Origin of the sequence: Bacillus sp. FSL L8-0199 (genome assembly GCF_038005705.1) — a bacterium.
Lineage (GTDB): Bacteria > Bacillota > Bacilli > Bacillales > Bacillaceae_G > Bacillus_A > Bacillus_A cereus.
Genome location: NZ_JBBOTS010000001.1, coordinates 4920501 through 4943238, shown reverse-complemented (window position 1 = coordinate 4943238; position 22738 = coordinate 4920501). Strand labels below are relative to the sequence as shown.

Below are 22738 nucleotides of genomic sequence, written 5' to 3'. Positions count from 1 at the left end.
GTCGAAAAATTGAATGAGCATTCATTCAAGAATAGGGGGAGAATTGGATGTTCCAAATTAAAAAGGCTGCTGTTCTAGGTTCAGGCGTAATGGGTTCGGGAATTGCGGCACACTTAGCTAATATTGGTATTCCGACATTATTGCTTGATATTGTACCACCTGCGCTTACGAAAGAAGAAGAAGCGAAGGGACTTACATTAGAACATAAAAGTGTGAGAAATCGTTTTAGTAATACGGCTGTGCAAAAACTATTAAAGCAAAAACCAGCTCCTCTGACAGTGAAAGGAAATCTAGCACTGATTGAAGCAGGTAACTTAGAAGATGATCTTGAGCGTCTAGCTGATGTAGATTGGATTATTGAAGTAGTAGTTGAAAACTTAGATATTAAAAAGAAATTATTTGAAAAAGTAGACGCTGTTCGTAAACCGGGCTCAATTGTAAGCTCGAATACGTCAGGCATTTCAGTTGAAAAAATGGCAGAAGGTCGTTCAGACGACTTCCAGAAACACTTCTTAGGCACACACTTTTTTAACCCACCACGATATTTAAAACTTCTAGAGGTAATACCGACGAAAGAAACAGATCCACAAGTATTAAGCTTCATGAAACTATTTGGCGAAGACGTTCTTGGAAAAGGCGTTGTTATCGCAAAAGATACACCAAACTTTATTGGAAACCGCATCGGTACGTACGGTTTACTTGTTACTCTTCAAGAGATGGTAAAACGCGGCTATAGCATTGGGGAAGTTGATTCTGTAACAGGCCCACTTATTGGTCGTCCGAAGAGCGCAACGTTCCGCACATTAGATGTTGTCGGTTTAGATACATTCGTACACGTTGCAAATAACGTATATGAAAATGTGCAAGAAGAAGAGCGTGATGTATTTAAAGTACCAGCTTTCATGCATGACATGCTTGATAAAAAATGGCTTGGAAGCAAAACAGGTCAAGGCTTCTTCTTAAAACAAGGAAAAGAAATTTTAGAATTAAATCCTGAAACGATGGAATATGAAGCGCGTAAAAAATTAAAAGCTGCATCCGTAGAGTTAAGTAAACAAGAAAAAGGATTAGCGAATAAATTGAAAGCGCTTGTATACGCAAAAGACCGCGCAGGAGAGTTGTTATGGAACATCATTACACCAACTCTTTTATACTCTGCAAAACTTCATAAAGAAATTGCTGACGATATCGTTGCAATTGACCAAGCGATGAAGTGGGGCTTCGGCTGGGAGCAAGGACCGTTTGAAGTGTGGGATGCAATCGGCGTTGAAAAATCTGTTCAAAAGATGGAAGAAAACGGCGTAGTTGTTCCTACTTGGGTGAAAGAAATGTTAGAGAAAGGTTTCACTACTTTCTATAAACATGATAACGGCGATAGCTACTATTACGATAATGGCGAATATAAGCTAATCGAGCGTAATAAAAAAGCAATTTCTCTTAAGCAATTAAAAGCGAAAAATGGTGTATTAAAGAAAAATAGCGGAGCGAGCTTAATTGATTTAGGCGACGGTATCCTTTGCTTAGAGTTCCATTCGAAGAGCAATGCAATCGGTATGGATATTACGCAAATGATTAACTACGCTGTTGATGAAGTAGAAAAGAATTATAAAGGTCTTGTTATCGGTAACCAATCGAAGAACTTCTGCGTTGGTGCGAACCTAGCAATGATCTTAATGGAAGCACAAGACGACAACTACTTTGAAATTGAGTGGGTTGTGAAAAACTTCCAAGATGCAATGACGAAAATTAAGTACTCTTCTAAGCCAGTTGTAGCAGCACCATATGGTATGACGCTTGGCGGAGGTACAGAAGTTTGCTTACCAGCAGCGAGCATTCAAGCTTCTAGTGAAACGTATATGGGCTTAGTAGAAGTTGGTGTTGGCTTAATCCCTGGCGGAGGCGGTAATAAAGAGCTATACATTAAACACTTAAACAAAATGGCAAACGGTGTAGAGTTTGATCTGCAAAAAGTTGCAAATAAAGTGTTCGAAACAGTCGCAATGGCGAAAGTTTCAACTTCAGGACAAGAAGCAGTTTCTCATAACTTCTTAGGTGATAAAGATGGTATTAGTGTGAATGGTGATCACTTACTATACGATGCGAAACAGAAAGCACTTGCTTTATATGAAGCTGGTTATAAAGCGCCGATCCGTAAAAAGATACCAGTTGTTGGGGAAACAGGATATGCAACTCTTGCACTTGGTGCGGAAGCAATGCATTTATCTGGTTACATTTCAGAGTACGATCTTCACATTGCTAAGAAACTTGCATATGTCATTGCGGGCGGAAAAGTGCCGTACGGAACAGAAGTTGATGAGCAATATTTATTAGATGTAGAACGTGAAGCATTTATTAGCTTAGTAAGTGAGATGAAATCACAAGCAAGAATGCAGCACATGCTTGTAAAAGGAAAGCCATTACGTAACTAATAACGAGGGGAGATATCGTTCATGAGAGAAGCTGTCATTGTTGCGGGAGCAAGAACACCAATTGGAAAAGCAAAGAGGGGTTCGTTAAAAACAGTTCGTCCTGACGATCTAGGGGCGTTAGTAGTAAAGGAAACGTTAAAGCGTGCAAATTATGAAGGACCAATCGATGATTTAATTTTCGGTTGTGCGATGCCAGAAGCAGAGCAAGGTTTAAATATGGCTCGTAATATCGGCGGATTAGCAGGACTTTCTTACGATGTTCCAGCTATTACGATTAACCGTTACTGTTCTTCAGGTTTACAAAGTATCGCTTACGGAGCTGAGCGTATTATGCTTGGTCACTCTGAAGCTGTATTATCAGGCGGAGCAGAATCAATGAGTTTAGTTCCAATGATGGGACACGTTGTTCGTCCGAATAGTCGCCTTGTAGAAGCGGCTCCAGAATATTATATGGGTATGGGACATACAGCAGAGCAAGTTGCTGTGAAATATGGAATTTCTCGTGAAGAGCAAGATGCATTTGCAGTAAGAAGTCATCAACGCGCTGCGAAAGCATTAGCTGCAGGAAACTTTGCTGATGAAACAGTATCTGTAGATGTGACGTTACGCTCGGTTGGATCAAACAATAAACTGCAAGAAGAAACAATCACTTTCGCACAAGACGAAGGTGTAAGAGCAGAGACAACGCTAGACATTTTAGGGAAATTACGTCCAGCATTTAACGTTCGCGGTTCTGTAACAGCTGGTAACTCTTCACAAATGAGTGATGGTGCAGCATCTGTACTATTAATGGATCGCGAAAAAGCAGTGAGCGATGGCATGAAGCCACTCGCGAAATTCCGTTCATTTGCAGTAGCTGGCGTACCACCAGAAGTAATGGGAATCGGTCCAATCGCTGCAATTCCGAAAGCGTTAAAACTAGCTGGTTTAGAGCTATCTGATATCGGCCTATTCGAACTAAATGAAGCATTCGCTTCACAATCAATCCAAGTTATTCGTGAACTTGGTTTAGATGAAGAAAAAGTAAACGTAAACGGTGGTGCAATCGCACTTGGACATCCACTTGGCTGTACAGGAGCAAAACTAACACTATCTCTTATTCACGAAATGAAACGCCGCAACGAACAATTCGGTATCGTAACAATGTGTATCGGCGGCGGAATGGGAGCAGCGGGAGTATTTGAATTACTATAAAAAAAGTGGAATCGGCTTGTTCAGAATGTGAGGGGGATGGAGCTTCAGACGTAGAGGCGCTCTTTGCCTCGTAGGAAGAAGCGAAGCCACCGAACATTCTAGCCGCTGGAACTGGACTATAAAAAAAGTGGAAGTGGCTTGCTCAGAACAGGAGGGCGTTGGAAGCCCTGACGAAGAGGCGCTTTTTGCCTCAAAGGAAGGGGTGAAACGACCGACTGTTCTAGCCACTGAAACTGGATTATAAAAAAAGAATGGAAGCAACAAAGGTTTATAAAAACAAAAGGGAGAGCCAGCTTCTTTCAAAAAGAGAGAAGCGGCTCATGAAAATATGAAGGAGGAAATTTTCATGGAAAAAACAGTAGGAAATGCGGTTAAAGGCGGTAGCTTTTTAGTAGATGAGATTACGATTGATCAAGTGTTTACGCCAGAAGATTTTTCATCTGAGCATAAAATGATTGCTAAAACGACAGAGGACTTTATCGTAAATGAAGTTCTTCCAGAGCTTGAATATTTAGAGCAACATGAGTTTGATCGTTCAGTTCGTCTTTTAAAAGAAGCTGGAGAACTTGGTTTATTAGGCGCTGACGTACCAGAAGAGTACGGCGGAATTGGTCTTGATAAAGTAAGCTCAGCGTTAATCGCAGAGAAATTCTCTCGCGCTGGTGGTTTTGCAATTACTCACGGTGCTCACGTAGGTATCGGATCTTTACCAATCGTATTATTCGGTAACGAAGAGCAAAAGAAAAAGTATTTACCATTACTTGCAACTGGTGAAAAATTAGCTGCATACGCATTAACAGAGCCAGGTTCAGGATCTGACGCATTAGGCGCAAAAACAACTGCACGTTTAAATGCAGAAGGTACACATTACGTATTAAACGGTGAAAAACAATGGATTACAAACTCTGCATTCGCTGACGTATTCGTTGTATATGCAAAAATAGATGGCGAGCACTTCTCAGCATTTATTGTAGAGAAAGACTACGCTGGCGTATCTACAAGCCCAGAAGAAAAGAAAATGGGTATTAAATGTTCTTCAACTCGTACGTTAATTTTAGAAGATGCGTTAGTACCGAAAGAAAACTTACTTGGTGAAATCGGTAAAGGTCATATTATCGCATTCAACATTTTAAATATCGGTCGTTATAAATTAGGTGTTGGTACAGTTGGATCTGCGAAACGTGCAGTAGAAATTTCAGCACAATATGCAAACCAACGTCAACAGTTCAAACAACCAATCGCTCGCTTCCCATTAATTCAAGAGAAACTTGCGAATATGGCAGCAAAAACATATGCAGCTGAAAGCTCTGTATATCGTACAGTAGGTTTATTCGAAAGCCGCATGAGCACATTATCTGAAGAAGAAGTAAAAGACGGTAAAGCAGTAGCAGCTTCTATCGCTGAATATGCAATCGAGTGCTCTTTAAACAAAGTATTCGGTTCTGAAGTATTAGACTATACAGTAGATGAAGGTGTTCAAATTCACGGTGGTTACGGATTTATGGCAGAATACGAGATTGAAAGAATGTACCGTGATTCTCGTATTAACCGTATTTTTGAAGGAACGAACGAAATTAACCGCCTAATCGTACCAGGTACGTTCTTACGTAAAGCGATGAAAGGTGAATTACCACTTCTTCAAAAAGCACAAAAATTACAAGAAGAGTTAATGATGATGATGCCAGAAGAAGTGGGTGATGAGCCATTAGCACTTCAAAAATATTTAGTAAGTAACGCGAAGAAAATCGGCTTAATGGTAGCTGGATTAGCAGCTCAAAAATATGGTAAAGCATTAGATAAAGAGCAAGAAATTCTTGTGAATATCGCTGACATCGTAAGCAACCTATACGCAATGGAATCAGCTGTTCTTCGTACAGAAAAAGCGATCAAAACAACTGGTCTTGAAAAGAATAAACAAAAAGTGTTATACACTGAAGTATTCTGCCAAGAAGCATTCAACGAAATTGAAGCAGATGCGAAAGAAACACTTATCGCAGTTGAAAACGGCGACATGCTGCGCATGATGTTATCATCATTACGTAAATTAACTCGCCACACACCACTTAACGTAATTCCGAAGAAACGTGAAATCGCTGCGAAAATTTTAGAAGATGAGCGTTACACAGTTTAATAGCTGTACAGAAAAGTAGTCGTATAAACGGCTGCTTTTCTTTTTTTTTGGAAAAAATGAAATTTTTAGTGACATAAAACTAATGACATTAGTATAATAAAACTAATAGTATTAGTTTTCGTGAAAAGGGAGATGGAAATATGAGAATGATACATGAACAAACGGTATATCAATTGTCATTTTTGCCAAGAGTGTTTCCTGTGAATTGTTACTTTGTGGAGGAAGAAGATGGTTTAACTTTAATTGATGCGGCTTTGCCATATAGCGCAAAAAGTATTTTACAGGCGGCTGAGAAAATAGGAAAACGAATTACTAAGATTGTATTAACACATGCGCATGATGATCACATAGGTGCATTAGACGCATTAAAGGAAGTACTCCCTCATGTTCCAGTCTATATTTCTAAGCGGGACGCAAAGCTGTTAGAAGGAGATACGACGTTACAAAAGGATGAACCAAATATACCGATAAAAGGCGGTGTACCTAAAAAGGTAAAAACGGTACCTGATGTTTTATTAGAAGATGGCGACCGAGTTGGATCGCTTCTTGCGATTATGACACCGGGACATACGCCAGGATCCATGTCGTTTCTTGATGTACGAAATAAAGCTCTTATTGTTGGGGATGCATTTCAAACAAGAGGAGGTATGGCTGTTTCGGGACAAATGAAATTTTGGTTTCCGTTTCCTGCGATGGCAACGTGGAGTAAAGAAATATCAGTACAAAGTGCAGAGAAGTTAAGCGAATATGAGCCTTCCTTGCTTGCGGCAGGACATGGGAAAATGATAAAGAATCCAGGCACTGCCATAGAGCTTGCTATTAAGGAAGCGAAACGGAATATAGAAAGTAAGAAAGAGGGTTAATTTATGTCACCGAGAATCGGACTTACATTACAGAAAATTGTAGAAACAGCTGCAGAAATTGCAGATGCAAATGGAATACAAGAAGTGACATTAGCTTCATTAGCGCAAAGGTTAGGGATACGTTCGCCCTCACTATATAATCATGTAAAAGGGTTACAAGATGTACGGAAAAATCTTGGTATTTACGGAATCAAACAGCTGCATAACAAACTGGAAGAAGCGGCCGAGGATAAACGTATGGATGAAGCAATTCATGCATTAGGAGAAGCGTATGTAGCATTTGTCCGAAAACATCCTGGACTATATGAAGCAACTTTTTTACGAGATGAAGAAGTAAGAAAAGCAGGTGACGGAATTGTAAAGCTTTGTCTTCAAGTATTACAACAGTATGGCTTAGAAGGAGAGAATGCACTTCATGCGACACGCGGATTCAGAAGTATTTGTCATGGATTTGCTTCGATTGAACAGCAAGGCGGATTTGGTTTGCCGTTAGATCTGGATACAAGTTTACATGTATTATTGGAAACGTTTATTAAAGGGTTACGTGAATAAGAAGCGAGGCAAACAAAAACCTTAGAAGTGATTCTAAGGTTTTTTAGTGCATATGATTCGAAAAGAGCGGTAGGCTTTTTCTCATTACATGATATTATTTAGCAGGTTTGAAAAATGTGTATATAGCTACGGAAAGGCAAACGAAAATAAAAGCAATAGGATCTTGATATGGACTAGGCTCAGAGCCCTTCTGGATTTCTGTAAGGAAGTCATGTGTTTTCATGTTCATTGCTCCTTTAACTAATAAGTTTTATATGATGCGAGGGTTATAGTGGATAGGGAGTATTTTTTGAAATTTCATATAATAATTATTGCATAGCAATTCTATTCCTAAAACTATAAAATATAAAGTTTTCATAATATGTAAAATTCCATATATTTTGTATGCACGTGAAAAAGTTAATTCATGTATACAATCAAAAAATAGCTAAATACTAACAGTGAACGAATAAAGAAAGGTAGGAGTATTCCATGCAAAATTTAACAGAGCTTGAAGTAGAAAACTTACGTCATTTAATTGGTGGACACGCAACAATTATTAACAAGTTGGAGCAGTATGCACAGACGTGTACAGATCCACAACTGAAACAAATGCTACAAAAAGATGCGCAAGATGCACGAAATACGAAACAGCAATTAATGACTTTCCTAGGATAGGAGGAAGAGAAAGATGAATGAAAAAGATATGGTAAATGATTATTTAGCAGGATTGAATGCAAGTTTAACAAGCTATGCAAATTATATTGCTCAGTCTGATAATGAACAGTTACATCAAACGTTAATTCAAATTCGTAATCAAGATGAGATGCGCCAACGTAATATGTATGAGTACGCAAAGCAAAAGAGTTATTACAAACCGGCAGCACCTGCTAATCCAATGATTGTGCAGCAATTAAAAAGTCAATTAAGTGCGGAATAACGGGATGACAAAAAACGGGCGAATGAAGTCGCTCGTTTTTTGTTTTGAGCATGTCAATAAATATAAAATAAATATTTTTCCAGTTGTAACAAATATGACGAAAATGGAATATAACAATTCACAAAAAGGACAAATGATTTGTTCAATATTTCACAAAGTATCCATGGTTTCTATCGTGGGAACCTCTATAATTAGGAGTGTAAAGAGCAAAAGAAATAGATTATATGATCAATTAGGAGAGATTGCTATGAAAAGACATACAAGAAAAATTGCAATTATCGGTACTGGATTAGTTGGATCAAGTTGTGCGTATTCCATTGTAAATCAAGGAATTTGCGAAGAGCTATTATTAATTGATATAAATCATGAACGTGCAGTTGGGGAAGCGATGGATTTATCACATTGCATTAACTTTACAAATACAAGAACAAAAGTATATGCAGGAAGCTATGAAGACTGCAAAGATATGGACATTGTTATTATTACAGCAGGGCCAGCACCAAAACCTGGACAAAGTCGCTTAGATACTTTAGGAGCGAGTGCGAAGATTATGGAAAGTGTTGTTGGCGGCGTAATGGAAAGTGGATTTGATGGTATTTTCTTACTTGCATCGAACCCAGTTGATATTATTACATATGAAGTGTGGAAATTATCTGGATTACCTAGAAATCGCGTAATCGGTACTGGTACATCATTAGATTCTTCTCGCTTAAGAACAATTTTATCTGAAATGCTACATGTAGACCCTCGTAGTATCCATGGGTATTCATTAGGAGAACATGGTGATTCTCAAATGGTTGCTTGGTCTCATGTAACTGTTGGTGGAAAGCCAGTTCTGCAAATTTTAGAAGAACAAAAAGAACGATTTGGTGAAATAGATTTAGATGAAATTGTTGAGAAGACTGCAAAAGCTGGCTGGGAAATTTATAAACGAAAAGGTACTACTTATTACGGAATTGGAAATTCTCTAGCATATATTGCGAGTTCAATCTTTAATGATGATCACCGTGTTATTGCTGTATCAGCCATTTTAGATGGTGAGTACGGTGAATATGATATTTGTACAGGAGTACCTGCTATTATTACTAGAGACGGTATAAGAGAAGTTGTAGAACTCAATTTAACAGAGGATGAAGAATCTCGATTCGCAAAATCAAACGATATTTTACGTGATTATATGAAAACAATTGGTTACTAACTTATAGAAGAAGGTGAAACGAATGAAGGAATATATAATGTCTCGTGTATTTAAAGCATCTGCTGGAATCGCACAAGGTATTTTCGTATCCCTCGGAATTGGTTTACTGATCGAAAATATAGGAAGAATTGTTGATATACCATTACTTATTACAATCGGAGTTGTTGCAAAATCCCTTATGGCACCGGCGATTGGTGCCGGCATTGCTTTTATGCTCGGTGCAAACGGTCTTGTAATCTTCTCGGCGATGGTAGCCGGAGCAATTGGTGCCGGATCCATTTCAATTACTGAAGCTGGTCTAATTATTAAAACAGGTGAGCCAATCGGTGCATTATTAACAGCAACTTTAGCTGTATATATTGGTAAACGTTTAAGCGGAAAAACTGCGTTAGATATGATGCTCGTTCCATTTGCAGCAATATTAGGTTCTGGTTTAGTTGGTATTTGGTTATCTCATAATATTACTCCTGTTTTAAATGCAGTTGGAGCGTTTATTAAAGATAGCTCAGCTGGTAGTCCGTTTATTGCTTCTATCGTCATTGCAGTAGTTTGGGGACTATTACTTATCTCTCCAGCTTCATCAGCTGCGTTAGCAATTGCACTTAGCTTAGACGGTGTTGCAGGTGGTGCTGCTCTTGCCGGATGCGTCGCTCAGTTTATCGGATTCTCTGTCATCTCAGCGAAAGAAAACAATTTAGGTGGCATATTAGCTCAAGCACTTTGTACTCCGAAAGTACAGTTGCCAAATATCACTAAAAACCCAATGATTCTCGTTCCAACTGTCGTCGCCAGTGCTATAGTCGGTCCAGTATCAGCATTAATTTTCCAACTGGAAGCAGGAAAGGAAATTGCAGGTCTTGGATTAAGTTCTCTTATCGCACCAATTAATTTAATTTCCAGCCAAGGGTGGGAAGTTCTCCCGGCGATGGTAATTACTTATATCGTCATTCCAGTAGCTGTTTCTTATATACTTTACATTGCTCTTAAAAAAGCAGGTCGTATTCACTCTGGTGATATGACTGTACCGCAATCTTAAGTTGAAAATCTCCTTACTAATAGATAAAAGCAGACTGAGAAGCCACAGTCTGCTTTTTTGTCATGCTACATTCTATGATTTTGTTTTACTGGAACTCTTATCGGTTCTTTGGCCAATAAGAGCTGAACGCCGAAGTAAAGTATACTTGCAAGCGTCATTCCAGAAACGGCATCTACAAAGGCATGCTGCTTCGTAAATAGCGTTGATAAAATAATAAGTGTACCGAAGAAAGTAAGGATGTAATATTCACAAGCATGCTGTTCTCTACGCTTAAAGGCAGCTAACATAATTACAAATGTAGTAAGAACGTGAATGCTAGGGAAACAGTTTACAGGTTGATCGATACTATAAATATAGCGAACTAGTTCAGAAAATACATCTGTCCCAACGACAGTCGGACGCGGTACAGTTGTTTGCCAAAAATAATAAATAGAAAAACAAGCAAGCTTTCCAAAAATAATACTACTTAAAGTGACATAATATTGCTTTCGGTCTGCAAAGCAGTAATAAATAAGTGCGCCGTATAAGTATGGAAACCAAAGTAAATAAGGAATAATAAATGCTTTTACAAATGGAATCCAATCATCTACTACAGTTGTAACGTCTACTGCGTGAACAGTCGATTTATTTAATACGTCGTAAAGGGGACTTACGAGTACGAGTAGAAGTATATAACTTAACGGAAGAAAAGATGAAAGTTTAAATTTCTTCATGTTGATCTCCTATGTTTAGTAATGTAAGTAAATTCAATTGATTATAATATAGAAACGTGAATTGGGCTATCGATTTTACTTACATTTTCTTGAATTAACCTTACGTTTTTGTCACTTGACTAAAAAGAAGGGAAGGGTGCTAAATGAAGCGTTTATCGTATTTCTTATTTTTTATATTGATATGCCTAGTCGGTGCTGGGTGTGCAAAGGATAAAGAAGGAGAGAAATTAGAATATAACGGAAGAGCACTCGTAATTGGAGTTGTTGGAGAAAAGCCGAAAGATACGTTTAGGAATGTAAAGTTTGAGGAAATGAAGTTAGAGGCACTGGAAAAGAAATCTAAGGAAGTGGATGGTTTTCTAATAATGAAAGATCACTTTCAAGAAGCCTCAACAGAGCAGTATAAAAATGTATTTTCATCGCTAAAGAAACCAGTGTTTTTTATCGGTTTACAAGATAAATCATATTCAATTTTTATTACAAAAGGGATAGAGTATAACAGTGCACGAAAAGATGTAAATGCGATGTATACGCAAGGTTTTGCGAATATCGGAAGTGGTGAAGGGCAACAATGGGCAATTGGTTTATCAAATGGTGGAAACACAGAAGAAAGTATTCATAATATGTATATCGTAGTATTTCAAACAATTGCAGATTATTTGAATAGATGATGAAGGAGCCTGTAAAAGAGGCTTCTTATTTTTTAAAATAAACGTTTGTTTAAGCTGTATGTTCGGTAGGAAGAAACCGATGTAACTCAAGGGTTAACAAAGAGAAATGGAGAATTAATCAAACGTTTGTTTAAGCTGTATGTTCGGTAGGAAGAAACTCCTGTAGTTCAAAGGTTAAGAAAGAAAAATGGAGAATTAATCAAACGCTTGTTTAAGATATATGTTTGGTGCAGAATCTAAAAAATTTATATATTTATTTTTTTCTTAACAAATGGCGGAAAAATAAGAAAAATTCGCAGGATTATTAAAAATTATCACGAAATAAGTAAAAGTTTAGCGAATAATGGTTTGAAATAATAAAACGTTTTCTATATGATAAAGGTAAAGGTTAGTAAAAAAGTAGGTGAATTTATGACAGTAACATTTTATTCATATCCAAAGTGTGGCACATGTCAAAAGGCAAAGAAATGGTTTGAGGCAAACGATGTAGCATATGAGATGATTCATATTGTTGAAAATCCACCATCAAAAGAAGATTTACGTAATTTACATGAAAAAAGTGAATTACCATTAAAAAAATTCTTTAATACAAGTGGAATGCGTTACCGTGAACTTGGTCTAAAAGATAAGTTGAAAGATGCAAGCGAAGACGAAATGTATGAGCTTTTAGCATCGGATGGCATGTTGATTAAACGTCCAATTGTAACAGATGGAACGAATGTAACACTTGGTTTTAACGAAGAGCAGTTTGAAAGTGTGTGGAAAAAGTACCAATAAGGTATTTTTACATAATTAATACATTCACTGGAGGTACAGTCATGAGCATTCCAAATAATTTACGTTACTCTGAAGAACACGAATGGGTAAAAACTGAAGGTAATGAAGTTGTTATCGGTATCACTCACTTTGCACAAGGTGAGCTAGGCGATATCGTATTCGTTGAACTTCCTGAAGTAGGTGCAACAATCGAAGCTGACGAGCCATTCGGAAGCGTAGAATCTGTTAAAACAGTTTCTGAGTTATACGCACCTGTAAGCGGTAAAGTTGTAGCAGTAAACGAAGAATTAAGTGACCAACCAGAACTTGTTAACGAATCTCCATACGAGGGTGCATGGATGGTTAAAGTTGAACTTTCTGATGCAAGCCAAGTTGAGAAGTTATTAACTGCAGAAAAATATGCAGAAATGACAAACCAAGACTAATTATAGTCGACTAAAGGACAGCCTTTGTGCTGTCCTTTTTTATTTTGTGTGAAATAATGAAATTCAAGTTATATGTAAATAAATAAGCTATTATGAGAAAAACTGTTTTGTGGTAAGGTTTCATAAGTCTTCACAATCTAAACGAGCCGCTTGCGCTTTTCATTGTCCAGCTCCAGCGGCTAGAACAGTCGGTCATTTCACTCCTTCACTTGAGGCAAAAGGCGCCTCTAGTTCAGGAGTTCGGGTGCCCTCCTGTTCTGAAAGAGCCGCTTGTGCTTTTCATTGTCCAGCTCCACCTCCTAGCCCTTCATGTCTAAGAACCTTCCGTACGAAGAAGACAAAAAGCGTCTTCTGTACGAAAGAACCTTAGCCAACAGGGCTAAACAGTCGGTTCTGCTTTTCTTTATGATCCAGCTCTAGCGGCTAGATTGTTCGGTGGCTTCGCTTCTTCCTGCAAGGCCAAAAGCGCCTTTACGTCAGAAGCTCCATCCCCCTCACAATCTGAATGATCCGCTTCCGCTTTTCTTTGTGATCCAGCTCCAGCGGCTAGAACAGTCGGTCATTTCACTCCTTCACTTGAGGCAAAAGGCGCCTCTAGTTTAGGAGTTCCAATGTCCTCTTGTTCTGAGCAAGCCGCTTCCGCTTTTCTTTTGCAAAAATAAACAGGAAACAACATGAAAATAACGAATATACTATATACTAAGTTCAATGTTATATAGTATATGGTGATCGGGTGATGACATATGATTTATGTAGAAAAAGTCATTATTGTAGAAGGTACATCAGATAGAAGAAAGATTGAATCTATTATTCGTGAACCGGTGGAAATTGTTTGTACAAATGGTACAATTGGTTTGTCGAAAATGGATGAGCTCGTTGATCAGTTTTTTGATAAGGAAGTGTATGTGCTAGTGGATGCTGATGATGCTGGAGAAAAGTTAAGGAAACAATTTCGAAAAGAATTTCCGCAAGCCGAGCATATCTATATTGATCGCTCGTACCGAGAAGTGGCAACTGCGCCATCTACACACTTAGCAAATGTATTATGGGGAGCCGACATTGACGTTTATACAGAATATTTACGGTAAGGAATGATAGAAGTGATTGATTGGACAGGAGCCGAAGCTACAGCCCTAATAGAGAACGAAGAAAAAACAGTATTATATGTATATACTCCAATGTGTGGAACATGCCAATTAGCAAAAAAGATGTTAACAGTCGTTGAGATGACAATTGAAGGCCTCAAAATTGGGATGTTAGATTTAAATTATGCTCCGTATTTAGCGAAAGAGTATGGGATTGAAAGTGTACCTTGTTTACTTGTTTTTGAAAATGGGACACTGATGAAGAAGATATACGCATTTCATTCGGTTGAATATTTATATACGGAATTAAAGTAGGCGGCAAAATTTTTGCCGCCTCGACATATTTCTTGGGAAATATGTCGAGATGCAGGGTGGATACAGTATTTGTCGAGCGAAAATAACAGGATTGCTCTTTAGTGAGAGGGAATGGTATGTAATAGAAAGTGATATGAAGGATGTGATTTAGGATGAGATTATATTCTTTGCTTCAATCATTTGTAAATTACGCTAATGGTCAATATCATTTAGAACCGCTTTTAAGACAAGAGGAAAAAACTGTTAATTTTCGTTTTGGAGATGAAAGTTGTTCGTTACAAATTTCAAGAGATTATATAGAGCTGGTACATGAGGAAAGAGGAACGGAACAAATCATTTGCTTAGATGAAAAGGATATAGAACAATTGGTGAATGGAAATGTACGATTGCAAATGTTAATGAACGATGGACGTGTACAATATTCGGGAACGTATCGAACGATGTTATTAGTGGAATCGATGTTTCATATATGTAAACCGATGTCAGTAGGTGCTTAAAATTCTGAAGTTTCATTTTTTGCGAAAATTTCTGTTGACATGGTGAGTGTATATTGATACAATTCAAGTCATAAAATATAGACAATTTAATAAATTTCAAATCAGACGAAAATTGAATCTGATTTCTCTTATCAAGAGAGGTGGAGGGACTGTGCCCTGTGAAGCCCGGCAACCGTCAACTTATGTTGAAATGGTGCCAATTCCTGCAAAGCGAATGCTTTGAGAGATGAGAGAGAGGGATAATGTTGTTATATACGCATATAAACCTTTCTGCTTCTCTAAAGCAGAAAGGTTTTTTTATTGTTTGAATGTGGAGGACATTCAAATAATAAGGGTAGTGATAACGGTGGACTACACACATTAAACATAAAAAATTGCGGAGTCGACCTAAAATCTTTATGAAATCTAGCTCCAGCGGCTAGAACAGTCGGTCGTTTCATCCCTTCGTATGAGGCAAAAAGCGTCTCTACGTCAGGGATTCGGGCGTCCTCTTGTTCTAAACGAGCCGCTTGCGCTTTTTATTTAAAAAAGGGGTGAACATCATGATTCTATTAGAGAACGTAAAGAAAATATATAAGGCGAAAAGCGGTGATGTCACTGCTGTAGATAACGCCAATTTAAAAATAGACAAAGGTGAAATCTTTGGTGTTATCGGATATAGTGGCGCTGGAAAAAGTTCTTTAATCAGATTGTTTAATCAGTTAGAGAAACCGACTTCTGGCCAAATTACAATTGCGAATCGTGTTATATCAGCAATTACAGGAAGTGAACTTCGTAAGGCAAGGCAAGAAATCGGAATGATTTTTCAGCACTTCAACTTACTTTGGTCACGAACTGTACGTGAAAATATAGAGTTTCCACTTGAAATTGCAGGTGTTGATAAAGCGCAGAGAAGAAAACGTGTTGATGAATTAATTCATCTCGTTGGATTAGAAGGGAGAGGAGACGCGTACCCATCTCAGCTGAGCGGAGGACAAAAGCAACGCGTCGGGATTGCAAGAGCTTTAGCTAACAATCCACAAGTGCTTTTATGTGATGAAGCAACGTCAGCTCTTGATCCAGAAACGACAGATCAAATTTTGGATTTACTATTAGACATTAATAAGCGCCTTGGTTTAACAATTGTACTCATTACACATGAGATGCACGTGATTCGAAAGATATGTAACCGAGTAGCGGTAATGGAGAGAGGAAAGATTGTAGAAACAGGTCCAGTACTTGATGTATTCCGTAATCCGAAGCAAGATATTACGAAACGATTTGTACAGCAGTTAACAGATTCTGAAGATACAAATGAAACAATTGAAAGTTTAATTGAAAAATATCCAGATGGAAAAGTAATTCGTTTGCAGTTTATCGGTGAGGCTGTAGAAAGACCAGTGCTTCAACGATTAATGCAACGCAGTGATATAGAAGTTAGCATTTTACAAGGAAATATTGCACAAACGAATAACGGTTCTTACGGTAGTTTAGTTGTTCATTTAAATGGTGAGGAAACAGCGATCCAGCAAGCAATAGAAGGAATTCATCAAGATCAAGTAGAGCTGGAGGTGATTGCACATGGATAAGTTACTCGCAAATGTTGATTGGAATCAAATGTTAGAAGCAACTGGTGAAACATTATATATGACGGCAATCGCAGCTCTTGCGACATTTGTTTTAGGACTAATTTTAGGATTGTTACTCTTCATGACAGCGAAAGATAATTTATGGGAAAACAAATCAATTAATACGGTGATTGGAGCATTCGTAAATATATTCCGCTCTATACCGTTCATCATTTTAATTATTTTATTAATCCCATTCACAAAGATTCTTCTTGGAACAATTCTTGGAGCAAGTGCAGCTTTGCCGGCTTTAATTATTGGAGCGGCACCATTCTATGCGAGAATGGTTGAAATTGCACTTCGCGAAATTGATAAAGGTGTAATTGAAGCTTCAAAAGCAATGGGAGCAAAAACAAGCACAATTATTTTGAAAGTGTTAATTCCAGAATCATTACCAGCATTAGTATCTGGTATTACGGTTACGACAATTGCTTTAGTAGGCTATACAGCAATGGCGGGAGTTGTTGGTGCTGGTGGCCTTGGAACACTTGCTTATTTAGAAGGATTCCAGAGAGGGAATAACGATGTAACAATCGTTGCGACAATTTGTGTATTACTAGTTGTATTTTTAATCCAGTGGATTGGTGATAGTTTAACGACTCGAATAGATAAACGATAATAAAAACGGGAGGATATTTTAAATGAAAAAATTATTACTTACGGCACTTATTTCAACTTCAATTTTTGGGTTAGCTGCTTGTGGCGGGAAAGATAAAGATGAAAAGAAACTTGTTGTTGGTGCTTCTAACGTACCGCATGCTGAAATTTTAGAAAAAGCAAAACCGTTACTTGAGAAAAAAGGAATTGAATTAGAAGTGAAAAAATTCCAAGATTACGTGTTGCCAAATAAATCGTTAGCGGATAAGGATTTAGATGCAAACTACTTCCAGCACATTCCGTATTTAGAAAAAGAAATTAAAGATAAAAAATATGATTTTGAAATAGCAGGGAAAATTCATATTGAACCAATTGGTGTATACTCTCAAAAATATAAGAGCTTAAAAGAACTTCCAGACGGGGCGACAATTATTATGAGTAATTCCGTTACTGACCATGGACGTGGTTTAGCAATTTTACAAAAAGAAGGCATTTTAAAAATTAAAGACGGAGTAGATCCAGTTAGTGCAACTCCAAAAGATATTGCAGATAACCCGAAAAACTTAAAGTTCAAAACGGATATTGAGCCAGGTTTGTTACCACAAGTGTATAACAATAAAGAAGGCGACGCTGTTTTAATTAACTCAAACTATGCAATTGATGCGAAATTAAATCCAGAAAAAGATGCAATTGCAATTGAAGGTGATGATTCACCGTACGCAAACGTATTAGTGGTTCGTAAAGGTGATAAAGATAAAAAAGAGATTAAAGAGCTTGTAGAAGTATTGCATTCTAAAGAAATCGAAGACTTTATTAATAAAGAATATAAAGGGGCAGTTGTTCCTGTAAAAGAATAATTGCTGAAAAGGCTGGTGTATGCCAGCCTTTTTTATAACTACATAACTATAGGGGAGAAGGGGACATCATATGAAAAAGATTCTATTGTCAGTTGTTACAGCGCTGTCTGTATTTACATTAGCTGCTTGCGGAGGAAAAGAAGAGAATAAGCTTGTTGTTGGAGCCTCTAACGTGCCGCACGCTGTTATTCTAGAGAAGGCACAGCCAATATTAGAGAAAAAAGGCATTAAGTTAGAGATTAAAAAGTTCCAGGATTATGTACTGCCAAATAAAGCGTTAGCGGATAAAGAAATTGATGCGAACTACTTCCAGCATATTCCATACTTAGATAAAGAAATTCAAGAAAAGGGATATAAAATTGTAAACGCAGGAAAAATCCATTTAGAGCCGATGGGTATTTATTCTAAGAAATATAAAAGCTTAAAAGACTTACCAGATGGCGGAACAGTAATTATGAGTAATAACGTAGCGGAGCGTGGCCGTATGCTCGCATTATTACAAAAAGGAGGAGTTATTAAACTAAAAGATGGCGTAGATGTTGTTAAGGCAACAGTAAAAGATGTAGTCGAAAATCCGAAAAACTTAAAGTTTAAAACAGATGTAGAGCCTGGATTGTCACCAAAGCTGTATGAAAATAATGAAGGTGATGCTTTATTTATTAATTCAAACTATGCAATTGATGCAAAATTAAATCCAACAAAGGATGCAATTGCGATTGAAGGAGCAGACTCTCCATATGCAAACATCATTGCAGTTCGTAAAGGTGATGAGAAGAAAAAAGAAATTAAAGAGCTAGTAGAAGTGCTACATTCAAAAGAAATTCAAGATTTTATTAATAAAGAATATAAAGGTGCTGTACTTCCGGTAAGTGAATAATTATAAGGAAAGGATTGGAAAATTACCAGTCCTTTTTTCTTTATATAAATAAGAAGAAAGGTGTATCATAGAAAGATGCAAAGGAAATACTTATATACATTTGTGAAAAAACGGTTACTTTTTTTCGTCGTTTGCGATATCATTTTATTTGATATAAAATTAGAATGAGAATAAAATGAGAATATGAACGTTTTAGGAATTTTTAAAATGTATATATAGGATTAATGGAGGTATTGAGATGGCTGGTTCTACATTAACGGTTAAAGACTTACACGTATCAATTGATGGCAAAGAAATTTTAAAGGGTGTAAACCTTGAAGTAAAAGGTGGAGAAATCCACGCAATTATGGGACCTAACGGAACAGGTAAATCAACTTTATCTTCTGCAATTATGGGTCACCCAAAGTATGAAGTAACAGAAGGTAGCATCATCATCGACGGTGAAGATGTATTAGAAATGGAAGTAGATGAGCGCGCACAAGCGGGTCTATTCCTAGCAATGCAATATCCAAGTGAAATTAGCGGAGTAACAAACGCTGACTTCTTACGTTCTGCAATTAACGCACGTCGTGAAGAAGGCGATGAAATTTCTCTTATGAAATTTATCCGTACATTAGATAAAAACATGGAATTCCTAGAAATGGATCCAGAAATGGCACAACGTTACTTAAACGAAGGTTTCTCTGGTGGAGAGAAAAAACGTAACGAAATTCTTCAATTAATGATGATTGAGCCAAAAATCGCAATCTTAGATGAAATCGACTCAGGTCTTGATATCGATGCATTAAAAGTTGTATCTAAAGGTATTAACGAAATGCGCGGCGAAGAGTTCGGTTGCCTAATGATTACGCATTACCAACGTTTATTAAACTACATCACTCCAGACTTCGTTCACGTTATGATGAACGGTCGTATCGTTAAATCTGGTGGCCCTGAGCTTGCACAACGTCTAGAAGCTGAAGGTTACGACTGGATTAAAAAAGAATTAGGTATTGAAGACGAAACAACAGAGCAAGAAGCGTAAGAGAGGAGCATAAACATGACAATCGGTACATTACCTTTCGATCAAGAAACAATCCGTCAACGCGCAAGCGAAGTAAACGAAGCTGCTTGGTTGACTGAGTTCCGCTTACAAGCTCTTGCACAAGCAACTGAACTTCCAATGCCAACGCCTGATAAAACGAAAATTGACAAATGGGACTTTATCGGAAAAGGCGACGCTGCTAAGCAAGAGCCTGTAAGTTCTTTAACTGAACTTCCAGAAGCAGTGAAAAACTTAATCGATGAAAATAACAGCGTATTAGTGCAACGTACTGGTACAACTGCATTCGTTTCTTTAGCAGACGAAGCAAAAGAAAAAGGTGTTATTTTTACAGACATCGTAACAGCAGCAACTGAGCATGCTGAACTAGTACAAAAGTACTTAATGAAAGACGGCGTGAAAGTAGACGAGCATCGTCTAACTGCACTTCATGCTGCATTAATCAACGGCGGTGCATTCATATATGTTCCGAAAAACGTTGTTCTTGAAACTCCACTTCAAGCTGTATTCTTAGTAGACGGCGAAGAAGCTAACGTATATAACCACGTATTATTCGTAGCTGATGCGAACAGTACTGCAACTTATGTAGAAAACTACGTTGCAAATGAAAATGCTAAAGGTATTGCAAATATCGTAGCAGAAGTAATCGTGGAACAAGGCGCACAAGTGAAATTCGGTGCGGTTGATCTATTAGCAAAAGACGTAACAACTTACGTTAACCGCCGCGGCGTTGTAGGACGCGACGGCCGCATTGATTGGGCTCTAGGCCTTATGAATGACGGAAACACAATTTCAGAGAACGTTACAAACTTAATGGGCGACGGTTCATATGCTGATACGAAAACAGTAACAATTGGCCGTGGTAACCAAACACAAAACTTTACAACTAAAGTTGTTCACTTCGGTAAACATTCTGAAGGTTGGATTTTAAAACACGGTGTACAAAAAGATAGTGCAACATCTATCTTTAACGGAATTGGTAAAATTGAACACGGTGCATCTAAATCAAATGCACAACAATCTTCTCGCGTTCTTATGTTAGATGAAAAAGCACGCGGTGATGCAAACCCAATTCTTTTAATCGACGAAGATGATGTAATGGCAGGTCACGCAGCTTCAGTAGGTCGCGTAGATCCAATCCAACTATACTACTTGATGAGCCGTGGTATTCCAAAACGCGAAGCAGAACGTTTAGTCATCCATGGATTCTTAGCACCTGTAGTTAATGAGCTTCCAATTGAAGGAGTAAAGGCACAGCTTGTTGAGGTAATTGAAAGGAAAGTTCGCTAATGAATATTCATGAAATACGCAAACAGTTTCCAATTCTTGATCAAAAAGTGAACGGCAAACAACTTGTTTATTTCGATAGTGCAGCAACTTCTCAAAAACCAATTCAAGTCATTGAAACGTTAGAACGTTACTATAAAGAATATAATTCTAACGTGCATCGCGGTGTTCATACGCTCGGTACGAAAGCTACTGACGCGTATGAAGGTGCACGCGAGAAAGTTCGTAAGTTTATTAACGCGAAATCAATGGAAGAGATTATTTTCACGCGCGGAACGACAACTGCATTAAATACAGTAGCGGCTAGCTATGGTCTTGAAAATGTAAAAGAAGGCGATGAGATCGTTATTTCTTACATGGAGCACCATAGTAACATCATTCCGTGGCAACAAGTTGCGAAGAAAACTGGTGCAACTTTAAAATACCTTCCGCTTCAACCAGACGGTACAATTTCTTTAGAAGATGTTCGTCAAACAGTTACACCGAATACAAAAATCGTTTCTATTATGCAAGTTTCAAACGTGCTTGGAACGATTAACCCTGTAAAAGAAATCGGAGCAATCGCACACGAAAATGGCGCAATTATGGTCGTTGACGGTGCACAAAGTACACCTCATATGAAAGTGGATGTACAAGATTTGAACTGTGATTTCTACGCATTATCTGCTCATAAGATGTGTGGACCTACAGGCATCGGCGTATTATATGGTAAAAAAGAATTGCTGAACAATATGGAGCCAATTGAATTTGGCGGTGAAATGATTGATTTCGTAGATTTACAAGAATCTACGTGGAAAGAGCTTCCGTGGAAGTTCGAAGCAGGTACACCGATTATCGGTAATGCAATCGGACTTGGTGCGGCAATTGATTTCCTAGAAGAAATCGGTCTTCATAATATTGAAAAGCATGAACATGAATTAGCGCAATATGCTTTAGAAAGACTATCAGAAGTAGATGGCGTTACAATTTATGGTCCAAAGCATCGCGCTGGTCTTGTTACATTTAATATTGAAGACGTACATCCTCACGATGTAGCGACAGTATTAGATGTAGAAGGTATTGCGGTTCGCGCAGGACACCACTGTGCACAACCGCTTATGAAGTGGCTAAAAGCTTCTTCAACAGCACGTGCGAGCTTCTATTTATATAATACAAAAGAAGAAATTGATACATTTGTTGAATCGCTAATCAAGACAAAGGAGTATTTCACAAATGTCATTTAATAATTTAGATACGTTATATCGTCAAGTTATTATGGATCATTATAAGAATCCTCGTAACAATGGCGTGCTAGAAGATAGTGTTACAGTAAACTTGAACAATCCAACTTGCGGCGATCGTATTCAACTTACGATGAAAGTAGAAGAAGGTATTGTGCAAGAAGCGAAGTTTGAAGGAGAAGGATGTTCTATCTCAATGTCTTCAGCTTCCATGATGACACAAGCAGTAAAAGGTAAGAAAATTGAAGAGGCACTTCAGCTTTCTAAAATTTTCTCTGACATGATGCTAGGAAAAGAGTACGATGACAGCATCGATTTAGGAGATATTGAAGCATTACAAGGCGTATGCAAGTTCCCTGCACGTATTAAATGTGCAACATTAGCGTGGAAAGCGTTAGAAAAGGGCTTAAACGAAGAGAAGTAATGTTAAAGGTTCCTAAAAACGA

24 protein-coding genes and 1 riboswitch are annotated in these 22738 nt (G+C 37.8%); of the genes, 23 read left to right on the top strand and 1 reads right to left on the bottom strand.

Annotated elements, in window-relative coordinates; all coding sequences use genetic code 11:
• Positions 1 to 47 precede the first annotated feature (47 nt).
• The 9 genes from NST86_RS25635 to NST86_RS25595 all read left to right on the top strand — a co-directional run bounded on the left by NST86_RS25635 (position 48) and on the right by NST86_RS25595 (position 10322).
• The gene (locus NST86_RS25635) at positions 48 to 2429 is read left to right on the top strand and encodes a 3-hydroxyacyl-CoA dehydrogenase/enoyl-CoA hydratase family protein (protein ID WP_000486375.1); all 2382 of its coding nucleotides are present in this window, start codon (positions 48 to 50) and stop codon (positions 2427 to 2429) included.
• 21 nt (positions 2430 to 2450) lie between these two features.
• A complete protein-coding gene (locus NST86_RS25630) occupies positions 2451 to 3623 on the top strand; it encodes an acetyl-CoA C-acetyltransferase (RefSeq protein ID WP_001206333.1) in 1173 nt (390 codons plus the stop codon).
• 346 nt (positions 3624 to 3969) lie between these two features.
• On the top strand, positions 3970 to 5754 hold the full coding sequence (locus tag NST86_RS25625) for an acyl-CoA dehydrogenase family protein (protein WP_000416290.1): 1785 nt from the start codon (positions 3970 to 3972) through the stop codon (positions 5752 to 5754).
• A 140-nt stretch (positions 5755 to 5894) separates the two neighbouring features.
• The gene (locus NST86_RS25620; protein WP_001242350.1) at positions 5895 to 6617 is read left to right on the top strand and encodes an MBL fold metallo-hydrolase; all 723 of its coding nucleotides are present in this window, start codon (positions 5895 to 5897) and stop codon (positions 6615 to 6617) included.
• Positions 6618 to 6620: 3 nt separating this feature from the next.
• Positions 6621 to 7169, top strand: a complete 549-nt coding sequence (locus NST86_RS25615) for a TetR/AcrR family transcriptional regulator (protein WP_000074923.1) — start codon at positions 6621 to 6623, stop codon at positions 7167 to 7169.
• 471 nt (positions 7170 to 7640) lie between these two features.
• Positions 7641 to 7826 carry a hypothetical protein gene (locus NST86_RS25610; RefSeq protein ID WP_001180555.1) on the top strand — a complete coding sequence of 62 codons (186 nt, stop codon included), beginning with the start codon at positions 7641 to 7643 and terminating at the stop codon, positions 7824 to 7826.
• Positions 7827 to 7839: 13 nt separating this feature from the next.
• On the top strand, positions 7840 to 8088 hold the full coding sequence (locus tag NST86_RS25605) for a spore coat protein (RefSeq protein ID WP_001002987.1): 249 nt from the start codon (positions 7840 to 7842) through the stop codon (positions 8086 to 8088).
• A 247-nt stretch (positions 8089 to 8335) separates the two neighbouring features.
• Positions 8336 to 9286, top strand: a complete 951-nt coding sequence (locus NST86_RS25600) for an L-lactate dehydrogenase (RefSeq protein ID WP_000820652.1) — start codon at positions 8336 to 8338, stop codon at positions 9284 to 9286.
• A 22-nt stretch (positions 9287 to 9308) separates the two neighbouring features.
• Positions 9309 to 10322, top strand: coding sequence for a PTS transporter subunit IIC (locus NST86_RS25595; protein WP_000666172.1), 1014 nt, complete (start codon positions 9309 to 9311; stop codon positions 10320 to 10322).
• A 65-nt stretch (positions 10323 to 10387) separates the two neighbouring features.
• Here the strand turns inward: NST86_RS25595 and NST86_RS25590 are convergent, their stop codons facing one another.
• A complete protein-coding gene (locus tag NST86_RS25590; RefSeq protein WP_000713761.1) occupies positions 10388 to 11035 on the bottom strand; it encodes a phosphatase PAP2 family protein in 648 nt (215 codons plus the stop codon).
• A 143-nt stretch (positions 11036 to 11178) separates the two neighbouring features.
• Between NST86_RS25590 and NST86_RS25585 the strand changes: the two genes are divergently transcribed.
• The 14 genes from NST86_RS25585 to sufU all read left to right on the top strand — a co-directional run bounded on the left by NST86_RS25585 (position 11179) and on the right by sufU (position 22716).
• Positions 11179 to 11706 (top strand): hypothetical protein, encoded by a 528-nt coding sequence (locus tag NST86_RS25585; protein WP_000826876.1) that lies wholly within the window; start codon positions 11179 to 11181, stop codon positions 11704 to 11706.
• A 411-nt stretch (positions 11707 to 12117) separates the two neighbouring features.
• A complete protein-coding gene (locus NST86_RS25580; RefSeq protein ID WP_000218968.1) occupies positions 12118 to 12483 on the top strand; it encodes an arsenate reductase family protein in 366 nt (121 codons plus the stop codon).
• Positions 12484 to 12524: 41 nt separating this feature from the next.
• Positions 12525 to 12908, top strand: coding sequence for a glycine cleavage system protein GcvH (gcvH, locus tag NST86_RS25575; protein WP_000026896.1), 384 nt, complete (start codon positions 12525 to 12527; stop codon positions 12906 to 12908).
• 743 nt (positions 12909 to 13651) lie between these two features.
• Positions 13652 to 13996, top strand: a complete 345-nt coding sequence (locus NST86_RS25570) for a toprim domain-containing protein (protein WP_000640870.1) — start codon at positions 13652 to 13654, stop codon at positions 13994 to 13996.
• A 3-nt stretch (positions 13997 to 13999) separates the two neighbouring features.
• Complete coding sequence (locus NST86_RS25565; RefSeq protein WP_002062684.1) at positions 14000 to 14308, top strand: thioredoxin family protein; 309 nt, start codon at positions 14000 to 14002, stop codon at positions 14306 to 14308.
• Positions 14309 to 14460: 152 nt separating this feature from the next.
• Entirely contained in the window at positions 14461 to 14805 is a 345-nt protein-coding gene (locus NST86_RS25560; RefSeq protein ID WP_001242139.1) for a hypothetical protein, read from the top strand.
• A 125-nt stretch (positions 14806 to 14930) separates the two neighbouring features.
• Positions 14931 to 15038: riboswitch (SAM riboswitch) on the top strand.
• Positions 15039 to 15347: 309 nt separating this feature from the next.
• Positions 15348 to 16373: a methionine ABC transporter ATP-binding protein gene (locus NST86_RS25555; RefSeq protein ID WP_000601767.1), complete on the top strand. Its 1026-nt coding sequence runs from the start codon at positions 15348 to 15350 to the stop codon at positions 16371 to 16373.
• Positions 16366 to 17031 carry a methionine ABC transporter permease gene (locus NST86_RS25550; protein WP_000359401.1) on the top strand — a complete coding sequence of 222 codons (666 nt, stop codon included), beginning with the start codon at positions 16366 to 16368 and terminating at the stop codon, positions 17029 to 17031. The genes NST86_RS25555 and NST86_RS25550 overlap by 8 nt, the downstream gene beginning before the upstream one ends.
• A gap of 22 nt (positions 17032 to 17053) precedes the next feature.
• On the top strand, positions 17054 to 17866 hold the full coding sequence (gene metQ / locus NST86_RS25545) for a methionine ABC transporter substrate-binding lipoprotein MetQ (protein ID WP_061663182.1): 813 nt from the start codon (positions 17054 to 17056) through the stop codon (positions 17864 to 17866).
• A 70-nt stretch (positions 17867 to 17936) separates the two neighbouring features.
• On the top strand, positions 17937 to 18743 hold the full coding sequence (metQ, locus tag NST86_RS25540) for a methionine ABC transporter substrate-binding lipoprotein MetQ (RefSeq protein WP_000722399.1): 807 nt from the start codon (positions 17937 to 17939) through the stop codon (positions 18741 to 18743).
• Between the two features lie 238 nt (positions 18744 to 18981).
• Positions 18982 to 19767: a Fe-S cluster assembly ATPase SufC gene (gene sufC / locus NST86_RS25535; protein WP_000929160.1), complete on the top strand. Its 786-nt coding sequence runs from the start codon at positions 18982 to 18984 to the stop codon at positions 19765 to 19767.
• A 15-nt stretch (positions 19768 to 19782) separates the two neighbouring features.
• Entirely contained in the window at positions 19783 to 21075 is a 1293-nt protein-coding gene (sufD, locus tag NST86_RS25530; RefSeq protein WP_000152164.1) for a Fe-S cluster assembly protein SufD, read from the top strand.
• Complete coding sequence (gene sufS / locus NST86_RS25525) at positions 21075 to 22295, top strand: cysteine desulfurase SufS (RefSeq protein WP_001020769.1); 1221 nt, start codon at positions 21075 to 21077, stop codon at positions 22293 to 22295. Before sufD ends, sufS begins: the two co-directional genes overlap by 1 nt.
• Positions 22285 to 22716, top strand: coding sequence for a Fe-S cluster assembly sulfur transfer protein SufU (sufU, locus tag NST86_RS25520; RefSeq protein ID WP_000009526.1), 432 nt, complete (start codon positions 22285 to 22287; stop codon positions 22714 to 22716). The genes sufS and sufU overlap by 11 nt, the downstream gene beginning before the upstream one ends.
• Positions 22717 to 22738: the final 22 nt, after the last annotated feature.